Raw genomic sequence first — 15,985 nt, forward strand, 5'->3', positions numbered from 1 at the left:
ATTGTTAATAATTTAGATTAATAATTAAAAACTTGGTTTTTTTCTTTTTATTTAATATTTTTAATCATTGTTTAATTCAATATTTATTCCTAAAGAGCGTATTTCTTTAATTAATACATTAAATGATTCAGGCATCCCAGGTTCCATTTTTTGTTTCCCTCCAACAATATTTTTGTACATTTTAGTTCTTCCTGTTACATCATCTGATTTTACAGTTAACATTTCTTGAAGAATATGAGATGCGCCGTAGGCTTCTAAAGCCCATACTTCCATTTCACCAAATCTTTGTCCCCCAAACTGAGCTTTTCCTCCTAATGGTTGCTGTGTAATTAAACTGTATGATCCAGTTGATCGGGCATGCATTTTATCGTCAACTAAATGATTTAGTTTTAACATATACATGTATCCAACTGTTACGTTTCTTTCAAATTTTTCCCCTGTACGTCCATCAAATAGTGTAATTTGTCCAGAAGTTGAAAATTTACTTATTTTTAGCAACAATTTTAATTCTTTTTCATTAATTCCATCAAATACTGGTGTAGCCATTGGCATACCATTTCTTAAATTTTTTGCTAAATTTAATATTTCTTGATCAGAAAAATTATCTAAATTAACTTTTTGATTTGAAGTGTTTCCGAGGTTGTAAACTTTTTTTAAGAATTTTCGAATTTTTATTATTTTTTTATGTTGATTTAACATATCATTAATTATATTTCCAATTCCTTTTGCTGCGAGTCCGAGATGCGTTTCTAAAATTTGACCTAAATTCATACGTGATGGTACGCCTAAGGGATTTAATACTATATCTATTGGTATCCCGTTTTCATCGTAAGGCATGTCTTCTACTGGATTAATTTTTGATACTACTCCTTTGTTTCCATGTCGACCAGCCATTTTGTCTCCCGGCTGTATTTTTCTTTTTACAGCTAGGTAAACTTTTACAATTTTTAAAATTCCAGGAGCAAGTTCGTCTCCTTGTACGATTTTTTTTTTTTGTTTTTGTATTTTTTTTTTAAATTTTATTTTTAATTTTTTATATTGTTTGTTTAATTGATGAATATCATTTTTTATATGGTCAGGTGTATGGATAGGAAGATTGTGATATTTTTTTATAGTATGATTGTTTATATTTGTATTTTTTATATTTAAAGATTTTAATATATTTTCTATTCTTGTAATAATATTTAATTTAAATATTTTTAATTCTTCTTTTAGTTCTTTTTTTGATTTTTTGAGTAACATTTCTTCTATTTCTAATGTACGTTGATCTTTTTTTACACCATCTCTAGTAAATATTTGTATGTCAATAACAGTCCCGTGTACACCATTAGGTACGCGCAGTGATGAATCTTTGACATCAGAAGCTTTTTCTCCAAAAATAGCTCTTAATAGTTTTTCCTCAGGTGTTAATTGAGTTTCTCCCTTTGGGGTTACTTTTCCAACTAAAACATCTCCGCTAGATACATCAGCTCCAATATATATAATTCCAGAAGAATCTAATTGTAATAAAGCTGCTTCTCCTATATTTGGTATATCAGCAGTTATTTCTTCTATTCCTAATTTTGTATCTCGACATATACATGATAACTCTTGAATATGAATAGTTGTAAATCGATCTTCTTGTACAACTTTTTCTGAAATTAATATAGAGTCTTCAAAATTGTATCCATTCCAAGGCATAAAAGCGACTCGCATGTTTTGCCCTAATGCTAACTCTCCTAAATCAGTAGCAGGACCGTCTGCTAAGATATCTCCTTTTTTTATTTTATCTTGAAGATTTACACATGGAATTTGATTTATACAAGTATTTTGATTGGATCTAATATATTTTTTTAAATAATATATATCAATTCCCGAATCGTTAGATGTAATATCTCTGCAACTTACATTAATTACTATTTTAGAAGCATCTATATATTGTACAACACCTTTTCTTTTAGCTGTAATTGTTACTCCTGAATCTATTGCTACAACTCGTTCCATTCCTGTTCCAACCAGGGGTTTTTCTGATTTGATAGTTGGAACTGCTTGTCTTTGCATATTTGCGCCCATTAGAGCTCGATTTGCATCGTTATGTTCTAAAAAGGGTATTAATGATGCTCCGACTGATACGATTTGTTGTGTAGACACATCCATGTAGTGTATTTGATTTTTGTTAAATAAACCGAATTCTCCTTTATATCTACATGTAACAAAATTTTCATGAAATTGTCCATTTGGATTGATTTTTGAATTTGCTTGTGCAATAATGTAATTACCTTCTTCAATAGCAGATATGTATTGAATATTGGTAGTTATTACTCCGTTTATTATTGTTCTGTATGGTGTTTCTAAAAAACCATATGGATTTGTTCGTGCATATATTGATAATGAATTAATTAATCCTATATTAGGTCCTTCGGGGGTTTCAACTGGACAAACTCTCCCATAGTGTGTAGGATGTACATCTCTAACTTCAAATCCAGCTCTTTCTCTAGTTAAACCACCAATTCCTAATGCAGAAATTCTACGTTTGTGCGTGATTTCAGATAATGGATTGTTTTGATCCATAAATTGAGATAATTGACTAGATCCAAAAAATTCTTTTATTGCTGATGAAATTGGTTTTGCATTAATAATATCTTGAGGCATTAGGGTATCTAAATCACTTGATGATAATCGTTCTCTTACAGCTCGTTCTACTCGAACTAAACCTACTCTAAATTGATTTTCTACCATTTCACCTACTGATCGTACACGACGATTTCCTAAATGATCAATATCATCTATTTCTCCTTTTCCATTTCGTATATAAATGAGTTTTTTTATTACATCGATAATATCTTTTTTATTTAGTGTCCCTGGACCTTGAATATTGCAGCGTTGTAATGATTTATTAAATTTCATTCTTCCTACGGGAGAAAGATCATATCTTTCCTTTGAAAAAAAAAGATTATGAAATAAGTTTTCAGTAGATTCTTTAGTAGGGGGTTCCCCGGGTCTCATCATTCTATATATTTCAATTAATGCTGTGTATCTATCTTTAGTAGAATCGATTTTTAAGGTATCTGAAATATACGATCCGTTATCTAGATCATTGGTAAACAAGATAAATATTTTTTTATAACCAGATTTTTTTATTTTTTGAAAATCTTCTTTGGTTAGTTTAGTGTTTGCTTTTATTAAAATAGTCCCAGTATTTGGATCAAGATAATTTTTGCTAATAATTTTTCCATAAAGATATTCTTCAGGTACTTTGATGGATACAATTTTATTTTTTTTGAGAATATTAACGTGTTCTTGAGTAACTCTTTTTCCTTTTTTTATATAAATTTTTTTATTTTTTATAATATTAAATGGTATAATTTCGCCTTTTAATCGTTTTGGAATTAGATCCATGGTAATTTTATCTTTTTTTATATGAAAAACATTATTTTTGAAAAATTTTTTAAGAATTTTTTCCGTAGTAAAATTTAAAGCATGTAGTAATACAGTTACTGGCATTTTTTTTCGACGATCAATTCGTATAAATAAATGATCTTTAGGATCAAATTCAAAATCTAACCAGGATCCCCTATAAGGTATAATTCGAGCATGATATAATATTTTTCCAGATGAATGCGTTTTTCCTTTATCGCTATCAAAAAATACACCGGGGCTCCGATGTAATTGGGATACTACTACTCTCTCTGTTCCATTAATAATAAAAGTTCCATTTTTTGTCATTAGTGGTAATTCTCCCATATACACTTCTTGTTCTTTTATATACTTTACAATATTATTTGAGTCTTTTTCATAAACGACTAATTGAAGTTTTACTCTTAGAGGGACTGAATATGTTAACCCTCGCATTTGAGATTCCTGCATATCAAATATTTTTTTTCCTAGTTTATAAGATACATACTGTAATTCTGCGCATCCATTATAACTACGAATAGGAAAGACTGATTGAAATGCCGATTCTAATCCTTGATTATTCTGTGCATTTGAGTGAATAAATTGTTTAAATGAATCTATTTGAATAGATAATAGATAAGGAATTTCTAGAATTTTTGGTTGTTTTCCAAAATTTTTTCGAATGCGTTTTTTTTCGGTATGAGAATAAACCATCTGGTTCCTTATTTTTAATATAAAAATTTTTTATTTTTAAATATATAAAAATATAAATTTTTGTTTTTTAATGAATTGTATTGTTTTATGAAATAATAATTCAATTTTCTTGTCAACTTTTTTAGTTTTTGAATAGTTTTTATTACAAGAAACTAGTGACTTATAATAATAGTCAGCCACTAGAATTTTATATATTTAGGTGAATTTATAATATTATATATTTTTATGTAATTTCTACTGTTGCTCCGGCATCTAAAAGAGTTTTTTGTAGATTTTCTGCGTTTTCTTTAGTTATATTTTCTTTTATTATTGTAGGTGCAGACTCTACTAGATCTTTAGATTCTTTTAACCCTAACCCTGTTGTACTGCGTATTATTTTTATAATAGATATTTTATTTGGTCCAATTGTAGTAAGTTTTACATTAAATGATATTTTTTCTTCTTTAATTGGTTCTTCAGAGTTTTTTGTAGAATTAACTATTGCGTTAGATGAGACATTAAATTTTTTTTCTATTTCGGAAATTAATTGCATAATTTCGTTTACAGACATTTCTGAAATAGAATTTAAAATTTTTTCTTGATTTATTGACATAATTTTTTCCCAAAATATCTTAAATATAGATAAAATGAACTTTTTAATTAATACATTTTTGTTTTTTTTTAGTAATTTGGTGTAGTGTTCTTAGTAATTTTCCTAAAGAAATTTCTTTTAATGTTATGGTTAGTTGGGTTATAGCTTCTTTGTATGTAGGTAGTTTAGATAATGTCAGTATAGATTTTAAATCTAGTATTTTTTTTTCATAAACAGCATTTTTTATTTTAAATTGAGTGTTTTTTTTTTGAAATTTTATAAATAATCGACTGGCACTACCTGGATGTTTAATAGAAAAAGCTATTAAACTAGGTCCGTTTAACGTAGTATTGAGTTTAGAAAAATTTGTTTTTTGTAAAGATTTTTTTAATAATGTATTTTTTATAACAAAAATTTTTACATGAGAGTGCAAGGCTTTTTTTCGCAGAGTATTAATAGTATTTACTGTTAACCTAGATGGGTCAGCCATAATAACAGATAATGATTTTTTTGCAATTTTATTTATTTTTTTAATTATATTTTTTTTTTGAGTATGATTTAATGCCATTTTTTTATCCTATGAACGATAATGTTTATAAATAATTATTAATAAATTTATGTTATAAATTTTCAGGATATAAGGCGTTTAAATTTTTTATGAAATATTCATATAGAGGATATCAATATTTTTAAAAAATATTTAGTATAAAAGACTTAAGTTATACAATTATGACAAAATTTTTTTAAAGGGATAGGTGATCAATTATTATTCCTGGCCCCATGGTTGTAGATAAACTGATTTTTTTGAAAAATATTCCTTTTAATTGTGCAGGTTTAGATTTTTTTATGGATTGATATAGTTCTATAAAATTTTTATATAATTGTTTATCAGAAAAATTTATTTTTCCAAAACTACTGTGTATAATTCCATTTTTATCATTTTTATAATTTATTTTTCCATTCCTATAATCGGCTATAGCTCTTTGGATATCGGTAGTAACTGTTCCTAATTTTGGGTTAGGCATAATTCCTTTAGGTCCTAAAATAGGCCCTAATTTTCTAACAGTTTCCATTGATTCAGGAGATGCAATAATGACATCAAATATCATTTTTTTTTTCTTAATTATATCAGCTAAATCTTCCATTCCAACAAAATCAGCACCAGAAGATTGAGCTATTATTATATTTTTTCCAGTTGTAAAGACTCCTATTTTTATTTTTTTTCCAGTTCCATAAGGTAAAATTGTAGATCCACGAATATTTTGTTCGGATTTTTTAGAATTGATATTTAAGTTAAAATTTGCATCTATGCTTTCTATAAAATTTGCAGGTTTGTTTTTTTTTAGGATTTTTATTGCTTCATAAAAAGAATAAATTTTTTTTTTTTTTTTATGAATTAGATTAATTATCATTTTTTTGGATTTTTTTTTCACATTTACTCCGTTATTACAGTAATTCCCATAGAACGAGCAGTTCCTTCGATTGTTTTTGCAATTTTTTTTAAGTTAGATCCAGTCATATCTGTCATTTTTTTTTGAGCGATATCATATATTTGATTTTTTGTAATTTTTCCAACAACTTCATGTTTTGGTTTTTGAGACCCTTTTTTAATTCCAAGGAATTTTTTAATTAATGCAGAAGCAGGTGGAGTTTTAATAATAAAGGTAAATGTTTTATCGAAATATACTGTTATAATAACTGGTGTTGGTATTCCTTTTTCTAAGTGAGCAGTTTGTGAATTAAAGTTTTTACAAAATTCCATAATATTAACGCCTTTTTGTCCTAATGCAGGACCTACTGGAGGACTGGGATTTGCCATTCCTGATAGTACTTGTAGTTTTATATAAGAGTTAATTTTTTTATTCATATTATTCCTAGAATATTTTTAATATATAATATTTCTATAAAAGAGTGGATGATATAAATTACTTTATTTGATTTAGCATTTTTCTACTTGTCTAAAATCTAATTCGACTGGTGTAGAGCGTCCAAATATTGACACTGATACTTTTAATCTATTTTTTTCATAATCAATAGTTTCAACAATACCATTAAAATCTGAAAATGGTCCATCGTTAACTCGAATGTTTTCTCCTGGCTCAAACATTTTTTTAGGTCTTGGTTTATTTCCTATTTTTTTTAGTTTTTCAAGAATAATATTGATTTCACTATCATTCATTGGTGTAGGTTTTTCTGAAGTACTTCCAATAAACCCTAATACTTTAGGTAAATTTTTAATTAAGTGCCAACTATCATTATTCATAATCATGTTTATTAGAATATATCCAGGAAAAAATTTATAATCACTTTTTTTTCTTTTTCCTTTTCGGATTTCAATTACTTCTTCTGAAGGTACTATTACAGTTCCAAAGATATCTTTCATTTTTTTTATTTTTTCATGATTTCTTATTGATTGAGCTACTCTATTCTCAAATCCTGAAAACGCTTGCAGGACGTACCATTGTTTTTTATTTACACACAATTTTTATAACCTCGGAGAAAGTACCCAGGATATTATACTCAATATTAAGTTATCTAATATCCATAAGAATGCAGATGTTAATATGATTAGTAATAATACAATTCCAGTAATTTTTAAAGTTTCATGATAATTAGGCCAAACTATTTTAGACAATTCTAATTTAATATTTTTAATAAATATTAATATTTTTTTTTCTATTTTTGTTTGAAAAAATATATTGAGTAATAAGATACTAAATATATTTAAAAGTATTATTTTTAATACCGTGATATTTTTATTAAAAAAAAAATAATAAATAGATGTTATTGATGCAGCTATAGTAATTATGCAAAACCATTTGATTTTTTCTCTTTGGTTTTTATATATTTGATATAATTTATGAATGTGCATAATTTTTCTCTACTTAAAAATAGATAGACTATATTTTTTTAATTTTTTAAAATGAATTTTTTGATAGAGATGGAATTTTTATATTAAAATAAAGAATAATTTTTGGAATGTTATATTTTCTAATTTTGAGATATACTTTTATTTTTAGATCAAGAAAAATATATTTAAAAATTTTTTATTAAAAAATAAATTCATATTTTCAATTTTTTTGAATAAATATTTTTTTTGCTGATACCTAGATTTGAACTAGGGACCTCATCCATACCAAGGATGTGCTCTACCAAACTAAGCTATATCAGCAGTATTTTTATTTTAGCGGTCAGCGGGAATTGAACCCGCATCATCAGCTTGGAAGGCTGAGGTAATATCCTTTATACGATGCCCGCTTTTTGGTGGGGGAAGGATTCGAACCTTCGAAGTCGATGACGTCAGATTTACAGTCTGCCCCCTTTAACCGCTCGGGAACCCCACCTTTTATATTTTTTGCCGGCTACCGGAATTGAACTGGTGACCTACTGATTACAAGTCAGTTGCTCTACCTTCTGAGCTAAGCCGGCTAAAATTAATTTTTATAAATTTTAATAATAAAAGTCTTAATTGATAAAATTAATTTATTTCGTATTTCTTTGTCATTTAAATGACAGAATTATATTTAATTATATATATTAATAATAACGAAAGTCAACTTTTTTTTATAAAAATAAATTTTATTTTTTTATTATAACATATTTTAATATGTCAATATATTAATTAATAGATTTATTTTTAATGAAGAATATTTTTACATAGATTTTAAATTATTAAATTTATAATTTTTATCTAATTAAATCAAGATTTAAATATTTTTCAGTTTTATAAAATAAATATTCATTTTATTTCATAGTGTTTTAATTTTTTAATAAATGTTATACTAATTTAAAAAAAATTTTTAAGAAAATTTAATATATTTCATGCAATATTTATATATTCATTTTTTCATTAATTGTTTATATATTATGATGTGTATTCAGATACAATTTTTATTGTACTGAACTGAAAATAGATTATCTAATAGTGGTTTTTTTAAAATGATTTTTTATAGCAATTAATATTTTTTGAATATCTGTATTGTTAAATTGGTAATAAAACGAAAAATATTACTTAAGTTTATATTTTTTTGATAAATATTAAAATATTTTTTAATTATAAATTTTATTAAATAAAATGTATATTTGTGTTGCAAGTTTTTAATATATCAAATATTTTCATGTATTTTCAAAATTTTTACGATTCTAGTTTTTGTGAATAAATGATATTAAGGATAGATATAAGGATGATTATTAAAAATTTTAATCAGAAATATAATCATAAATCATATAATTTAAAAAATAAAATTAAAATTTCTTTTGAGGTTTTTCCTCCAAGTAATTCTTTTTTAGAAGATTCATTGTTAAATTCAGTAAGAATATTAAATCAATGTCGCCCAGATTTCTTTTCAGTAACAAGTAGTACTCGAGTAGATAGTCGTAATAAAACTTTTTTAATTATTCAAAAAATACGAGTATTGACAAATGCTATTGTATTTGCTCATTTTACTTCTGCTGGATTGACTACTTATGAAATTAATGATTTAGCATCTCAATACTGGAATAATGGTATTAAAAATATTATTGCATTACGCGGTGATTTACCTGATCAATGTTCTCAAAAAGTTATTTATGCTTCAGATTTAATAAAATTATTAAATTTAATAAATAATTTTGAGATATGGGTAGCAGCATATCCCGAAATACATCCTGAGTCACGTAATTTACAAGAAGACTTGATTAATTTAAAAAAAAAATCTGATTTAGGTGTTAAAAACGCAATTACGCAATTTTTTTTTAGTGTTGAAAAATTTATTAAATTTCGTGAAAAATGTCTAAACTTTGGATTAGATATAAATTTAATTCCTGGAATATTACCGATACTTAATATGGAGCAATTAAAGAAATTTTCCAATATGACACGTGTTGATGTTCCTAAGTGGATTTTTAGCTCTTTTGAGAAATTTTCGAATAATGAAAAACAACGAATTAATTTAAGTGTAAATATTGCTGTAAATTTAATTATGCGCTTGTACCATGAAGGTATAAGACATTTTCATTTATATACATTAAATCAATCTTATTTAAGTCTTCAGATTTGTCAAAAGTTAGGGTTAATTTAATAAAAATAAATTTTATATTATTAGTAATGAATTGAAATAATTTTTAAAAATATATATGATTTGGATGAATTTTTTTTATAAAGTGTATTTTTATAATTAAAGATGTTAATAATTTTACTAAATAATAAATTTTATAATTGATATAAATTTATATTTTAGGTATTTTTAAAATATGAATAATAATTTTCTTATGTTATTGCAAGTATTAAAAATATAAGGTTTTAATAATGGAAAGCCCTTTACTTGTGAAGTTAGGTGGGATTTTATTAAATAATCATAATTCTATTGAACGATTATTTACAGAATTATATCGTTATAAATCTTTAAATAAAAGAGATATCATAATAGTTAATGGAGCAACATCTTCTTTTGGATTTTTCCCTCAAAATTTTAATCAGTCTACTATTAATAGTGGATCCTGTTTACTAAATAAATTAAAAGATAAAAAATTTTTATATTCAATATTACCAAGTATTTCTAATATCCGCTTATTAGCGTGGGCAAAAAAGCATAATATTTTAGGACAATCAGTTTTTTTACCAGATTTTTTTAGTCAATTAGTTGGTCAAGCTGATATTTTTTTAAATATTGAATATTTTTTAAAAAAAATTATTAACAGAATGTCACCATATTTAAATTTGATTAAAGATTTATTAAAAAATAATACTATTCCATTTATTTGTTCTATGGGTTTAGATTCTAAAGGTAATATTTTTAATATTAATTCGGATATAGTAGTTATGATTTTAACAATTATACTTAAAGGGAACTTAATTTTATTGACAGATGTTAGTTCTATTCTAAATAGCAAAGGAGAGCGAATTAAAAAAATTTCTAGTCATAGTGCATATAATTTAATTGATTCCGGATTCATTACTAATGGAATGATAATAAAGGTACAATCTGCTTTAGTTGTATCAAAGTATTTAAAAAAATCAGTTGAAATAGCTAGCTGGCATTATGAAAATGATTTTATTAATCTACTTCAAGGAAAATCTATTGGTACTAGAATTATAGAATAAAATATAATAGGTTTATATAAAATTTATGAAAAAAAAAAATATAAAAAATACGATAGTATTAGCATATTCTGGTGGTTTAGATACTTCGGCAATTATACCTTGGATCAAGGAGAATTATAACTTTAATGTAGTAGCTTTTGTTGCTAATATTGGTCAATCAAAAAAGGATTTGGATAATATTCAAGAAAAAGCAATTTTATCAGGAGCAATAGATTGCAGAGTAGTTGATTTAAGACATGATTTTGTGAGTAATTATGTTTATCCCATGTTAAAAACTGGTTCTATTTATGAAGGACAATATTTATTAGGAACAGCTATTGCTAGACCGTTAATTGCCAAAGCGCAAGTAGATTTTGCTCATGAAATTCATGCTATTGGTGTAAGCCATGGTGCTACAGGGAAAGGGAATGACCAGGTACGTTTTGAGTTGTCATATGCGGCTTTAGATCCAGAATTAATTGTAATAGCCCCTTGGAGAGAATGGTCATTTCATTCTAGAGAAGATTTATTAAAATTTTTACGTCAAAAAAATATTTCTACTAATGTAACTAAAGAAAAGATTTATAGTAGAGATGAAAACATCTTTCATATTTCTACCGAAGGTGGAGTATTAGAGGATCCATGGAATGCTCCTAATAATGATTGTTGGGTATGGACACGAAGCGTTTATGACGCTCCTAATGAACCGAAAAAAATATCTTTAACAATTAAAAATGGGAATGTAATAAAAGTCGATCATGAAACTTTAAACCCTTATGAATGTTTAAAAAGATTAAATAATTTAGGAAAAATTCATTCTATTGGTCGTGTTGATATTATTGAAAATCGTCTAATAGGAATTAAATCTAGAGGTTGTTATGAAACGCCCGGAGGAACTATTATTTATCATGCTTTAAGAGGTTTAGAACAATTAATATTGGATCGTGAAAGCATGTATTGGAAAAATAAAATTGCATTGGATATGGCTGCTATAATATATGATGGAAAATGGTTTACCCCTGTTCGTCGATCTCTTCAAAAATCTTCGGATATATTATCTAGAAGTATTTCTGGAGAAGTAATAGTAGAACTATATAAAGGATCTGTTACTGTTTTACAGAAAAGATCATTACATACATTATATTCTAAAGAATATGCTACCTTCGGAAAGGATAGTGTATATAATCAAATGGATGCTCATGGTTTTATTCGTTTATTTTCATTATCGTCACGTATTCGAGCATTAAAAAATAAGAAATAATATGTAGTTAGAAACTATAATAGTTTTTGTTTGATTTTTTTATTTTTTTTGAGGTAAATATATGGCTCTTTGGGGCGGAAGGTTTTCTGAGTCTTCGGATATAAAGTTTAAACAGTTTAACAATTCATTATATATAGATTATAGATTAATAAAAGAAGATATACAGTCTTCTATTGCTTGGTCTAAGGTATTATGTAATGTAAATATATTAACAAATGAAGAGCAAAAACTGATAGAAAAAACATTGTATTGGATTTTAGAAAAATATTTAAATAACTCTGAAAAGGTATTATCTTCTGGTGCAGAAGATATTCATAGTTTTATAGAAAATATTTTAATCGATAAAATTGGTAATATAGGAAAAAAACTATATACAGGTAGAAGTCGAAATGATCAAATTGCAACTGATTTAAAGTTATGGTGTAAGAATAAGTCTAAAATTATTTGTAAAAAAATTCTTCAGTTACAAAGTATTTTTTTAAGTCAAGCTCGTTTGTATCAAGATTCTATTATTCCAGGTTATACTCATTTACAAAAAGCACAACCAATAACATTTTCGTATTGGTGTTTAGCATACATTGAAATGTTAGAAAGAGATCGGTTACGAGTATTAGATGTGGTAAAACGTCTAGATTATTCTCCCTTAGGGTCAGGATCTATTTCTGGAACGTCATGGAATATTAATAGAAAAAAATTAGCAGAGCTTATGGGGTTTACGAGTGTTACAAAAAATGCATTAGATAGTGTATCAGATCGTGATTTTATTTTAGATATTTTATTTACAGCATCTACTAGTATGATGCATTTATCTCGATTTTCTGAAGATTTAATCTTTTATAATTCAGGTGAAGTTAATTTCATTGAGTTATCTGACTCTATTACTTCTGGTTCGTCCTTAATGCCGCAAAAGAAAAATCCTGATATTTTGGAGTTAATTAGAGGAAAATGTAGTGGTGTATATGGATCGTTATTTTCTACATTTACTTTATTAAAAGGTTTGCCATTATCTTATAATAAAGATTTTCAAGAAGATAAAAAATATTTATTTCAAGGTTTAGATATATGGGAAGAGTGTTTAAGAATGAGTAAATTAGTTTTAAAGAATATGAGATTAGATACGGAAAGAGCAAGAGTGTTAGCTGAAGAAGGTTACGGGAACGCAACTGAATTAGCTGATTATTTAGTGAGAAAAGGAATATCTTTTCGTGATTCTCATCATATTTCTGGAAAAATTGTTTTAGAGTCTATTCGTCAAAATAAGTTTCTTGAAGAATTAGATTTAGTAACTTTAAAGAAATTTTGTCCTGTTATTAAGAAAGATATATATCAAGATTTAACATTAGAAGCATGTTTGGAAAAGAGAAATATAGTTGGTGGTGTTTCTAAAAAGCAAATAAAAATTGCATTAGATTGTGTAGCTCAGCGTTTATTAATTTTAGAAAAATAAGAATATTTTTATTTTAAATAGTATATAGAATTATATTCTTTATGAAATCACGCGATATTCTTTATATCGCGTGATATTAAGAAGATAGATTTATGATATTTTATAGATTTAATTTTATTAAGATATTATTTTTTTAGTAAAAAGTACTAGAAATATTTTATAAATCCTTAAGTTTTTTGAATCAATTATTTATTAAAAATAATAATATTATTTATTTGTTTAAATTTATTAAAATTTAGATATTTACATTCAAATGATAATTCATTAAGAATTATTTCTATCACTACGTTTCTTCAATTAATTAAAAGAATATTTTTAATATTATTTATTTTAAAAAAAAATATTATTTTTGATTTTTTTTATTTTTTATATCTAGTGAGTATAATACTCATATTATTTTTTTTTGAATAATAATTTATATAATTAGACTATTATTAGGGCATAGTTATGCTACTTAATATTTATTAGAATAAATATAAATTTTTTGTATATTACAAAATCTTTTAATGAAATTAAATAAAATAAGCATATTATTAAACTTTTTAATTTTATTGGTTAGAACAGTTAGTATTATATTACTATGAATGATGATGATATTCGTGAAGTTATTTTTGGTAATAGGCAGCTGTGTTATTAAAACAAATATTTTTAATTTAGATTGAATTTTTTAATTAAATGTTTTGATTAGTATATTTTAAGAGTTATCTAAGAAACTTTTTAGTATTTCTGATCGACTAGGATGTCTCAGTTTTCTTAGTGCTTTTGCTTCAATTTGACGTATTCGTTCTCTTGTAACATCGAATTGTTTTCCAACTTCTTCTAAGGTATGATCTGTATTCATATCAATTCCAAAGCGCATTCTTAATACTTTTGCTTCTCTTTCCGTTAAACCAGATAAAATATCATTAGTAATGGCTTTTAAACTTTCTGAAGTAGCTGATTCTAAAGGTAATTCTAAATTTGTATCTTCAATAAAATCACCTAGATGAGCGTCATCATCTTCACCTACAGGAGTTTCCATTGAAATTGGTTCTTTTGCAATTTTTAAAACTTTTCTAATTTTTTCTTCTGGGAGTAACATTTTTTCAGATAATTCTTCTGGAGTTGGTTCCCTCCCTATTTCTTGAAGCATTTGTCGTGAAATTCTATTTAATTTATTAATTGTTTCTATCATGTGCACAGGGATACGGATAGTTCTTGCTTGATCAGCTATGGATCTAGTTATAGCTTGACGTATCCACCATGTTGCATAAGTAGAAAATTTATATCCTCTTCGGTATTCAAATTTATCTACAGCTTTCATTAATCCAATATTTCCTTCCTGAATAAGATCTAGAAATTGCAATCCTCGATTTGTATATTTTTTTGCAATGGAAATCACTAATCTAAGATTTGCTTCTACCATTTCTTTTTTTGCTCTTTTAGCTTTTTCTTCTCCAAGTAGTATTCTTTTATTCAAATCTTTTGCTTGTTTAATTGTTAATCCTGTTTTTTTTTCAATTTTTAATAATTTCTTTATACTTTTTTTTATATCTTTTTTTATTCGATCTATTTTTAAAGGTTGATATTTTTTATTTTTAACAATTATTTTAAACCACTTATTTTTTGTTTTATTTTCTTGAAAAATTTGTAAAAAAATTTTTTTAGGTATTTTACAGGTTCTAGTAACCAACTGTAGTATCTCACGTTCCTGTAAGCGAATTTTTTTAATTATTTTTCTCATATTTTTTATTAAATAATCAAATTGCTTTGGTACTAAACGGAATTGTTTGAATATTTCAGATAATTCATGAATAGCTTGTATGGAATCTATATGATTTCTTTTTTTTTTTTTTATAGTATTATGAGTAATGTAATATTGTTTTTTAAGTTGTAAAAATTTCTTTTTTGCTAATTCTGGATCAATATTATTATAATCTTCTATAGTATCTTCGTTTTGTTCTAATTTTAAATGATTATCTTGGTCTGAAGAAAATGTTTGTTTTATTTGGTTATCTGAAATTTTGTTTAATTTAGATTCTGTATTTATGTCTATAAATCCTGTAATTAACTCGGATAGTCTAATATCTCCTGATTCAACTTTATTATATTGTTTTAGTAAATATAATATTGCTTCAGGATATTCTGAGACAGTTCCTTGAACTTGGTTAATACCATCCTCAATTCTTTTGGCTATATCTATTTCACCTTCTCGTGTTAGTAGTTCTACCGCTCCCATTTCTCTCATGTACATCCTTACAGGATCTGTTGTTCTTCCAATTTCCGTTTCTACTGTAGATAAGACATGTGCAGCGGCTTCTACTGAGTCTTCATCAGTATCGGCTGGCGTCTCGTTTATAATTAATTCCTCGATTTCTCTGGCTTCTTCTACTACTTGAATACCTAAATCTTTTATCATTTGTATGATATTTTTAATTTGGTCTGAGTCAATGATATCATCTGGGAGGTGATCATGAACTTCTGAGTATGTTAAATATCCTTGTTCTTTCCCATGTGACACCAATAGTTGTAATTGTGATTTTGGTTTTTTTTTCATAAGACGAATATCCATGTACG

General features: G+C 25.6%; 12 protein-coding genes and 4 tRNA genes. 4 read left to right on the top strand and 12 right to left on the bottom strand.

The genetic code is table 11. The features are described 5' to 3' along the window. Nucleotides 1-60: 60 nt before the first annotated feature. The 11 genes from rpoB to EAO23_RS00145 form a co-directional block, all read right to left on the bottom strand. On the bottom strand, nt 61-4,089 hold the full coding sequence (gene rpoB / locus EAO23_RS00095; RefSeq protein WP_158348895.1) for a DNA-directed RNA polymerase subunit beta: 4,029 nt from the start codon (nt 4,087-4,089) through the stop codon (nt 61-63). A 223-nt stretch (nt 4,090-4,312) separates the two neighbouring features. Continuing rightward, nucleotides 4,313-4,681 (bottom strand): 50S ribosomal protein L7/L12, encoded by a 369-nt coding sequence (rplL, locus tag EAO23_RS00100; RefSeq protein WP_158348896.1) that lies wholly within the window; start codon nt 4,679-4,681, stop codon nt 4,313-4,315. A gap of 43 nt (nt 4,682-4,724) precedes the next feature. After that, nucleotides 4,725-5,228 carry a 50S ribosomal protein L10 gene (gene rplJ / locus EAO23_RS00105; RefSeq protein WP_158348897.1) on the bottom strand — a complete coding sequence of 168 codons (504 nt, stop codon included), beginning with the start codon at nt 5,226-5,228 and terminating at the stop codon, nt 4,725-4,727. Nucleotides 5,229-5,403: 175 nt separating this feature from the next. After that, nucleotides 5,404-6,093, bottom strand: a complete 690-nt coding sequence (gene rplA / locus EAO23_RS00110) for a 50S ribosomal protein L1 (RefSeq protein WP_158348898.1) — start codon at nt 6,091-6,093, stop codon at nt 5,404-5,406. A 2-nt stretch (nt 6,094-6,095) separates the two neighbouring features. Beyond that, complete coding sequence (gene rplK, locus EAO23_RS00115) at nt 6,096-6,527, bottom strand: 50S ribosomal protein L11 (RefSeq protein ID WP_158348899.1); 432 nt, start codon at nt 6,525-6,527, stop codon at nt 6,096-6,098. 72 nt (nt 6,528-6,599) lie between these two features. Then, on the bottom strand, nt 6,600-7,142 hold the full coding sequence (gene nusG / locus EAO23_RS00120) for a transcription termination/antitermination protein NusG (protein WP_158348900.1): 543 nt from the start codon (nt 7,140-7,142) through the stop codon (nt 6,600-6,602). Between the two features lie 3 nt (nt 7,143-7,145). Next, the gene (secE, locus tag EAO23_RS00125) at nt 7,146-7,532 is read right to left on the bottom strand and encodes a preprotein translocase subunit SecE (protein ID WP_158348901.1); all 387 of its coding nucleotides are present in this window, start codon (nt 7,530-7,532) and stop codon (nt 7,146-7,148) included. Nucleotides 7,533-7,758: 226 nt separating this feature from the next. Next, a tRNA-Thr gene (locus EAO23_RS00130) sits at nt 7,759-7,832 on the bottom strand. Nucleotides 7,833-7,845: 13 nt separating this feature from the next. Further along, a tRNA-Gly gene (locus EAO23_RS00135) sits at nt 7,846-7,919 on the bottom strand. Between the two features lie 3 nt (nt 7,920-7,922). Next, a tRNA-Tyr gene (locus tag EAO23_RS00140) sits at nt 7,923-8,004 on the bottom strand. Nucleotides 8,005-8,016: 12 nt separating this feature from the next. Beyond that, nucleotides 8,017-8,089: transfer RNA gene (locus EAO23_RS00145), tRNA-Thr, on the bottom strand. A gap of 755 nt (nt 8,090-8,844) precedes the next feature. On the opposite strand from EAO23_RS00145, the gene EAO23_RS00150 reads away from it, so the two are divergent. The 4 genes from EAO23_RS00150 (at nt 8,845) to argH (ending at nt 13,429) form a co-directional block, all read left to right on the top strand. After that, nucleotides 8,845-9,720 carry a methylenetetrahydrofolate reductase gene (locus tag EAO23_RS00150; RefSeq protein ID WP_158348902.1) on the top strand — a complete coding sequence of 292 codons (876 nt, stop codon included), beginning with the start codon at nt 8,845-8,847 and terminating at the stop codon, nt 9,718-9,720. A 227-nt stretch (nt 9,721-9,947) separates the two neighbouring features. Further along, nucleotides 9,948-10,742: a hypothetical protein gene (locus EAO23_RS00155; protein ID WP_158348903.1), complete on the top strand. Its 795-nt coding sequence runs from the start codon at nt 9,948-9,950 to the stop codon at nt 10,740-10,742. A gap of 25 nt (nt 10,743-10,767) precedes the next feature. Next, a complete protein-coding gene (locus EAO23_RS00160; RefSeq protein WP_158348904.1) occupies nt 10,768-11,982 on the top strand; it encodes an argininosuccinate synthase in 1,215 nt (404 codons plus the stop codon). A 61-nt stretch (nt 11,983-12,043) separates the two neighbouring features. Further along, complete coding sequence (gene argH, locus EAO23_RS00165) at nt 12,044-13,429, top strand: argininosuccinate lyase (protein WP_158348905.1); 1,386 nt, start codon at nt 12,044-12,046, stop codon at nt 13,427-13,429. Between the two features lie 694 nt (nt 13,430-14,123). On the opposite strand, the gene rpoD is transcribed toward argH, so the two are convergent. Continuing rightward, on the bottom strand, nt 14,124-15,980 hold the full coding sequence (gene rpoD, locus EAO23_RS00170; protein WP_420021822.1) for an RNA polymerase sigma factor RpoD: 1,857 nt from the start codon (nt 15,978-15,980) through the stop codon (nt 14,124-14,126). Nucleotides 15,981-15,985: the final 5 nt, after the last annotated feature.

It is taken from the genome of Buchnera aphidicola (Cinara strobi), assembly GCF_900560745.1.
GTDB classification, from domain to species: domain Bacteria; phylum Pseudomonadota; class Gammaproteobacteria; order Enterobacterales; family Enterobacteriaceae; genus Buchnera_F; species Buchnera_F aphidicola_AJ.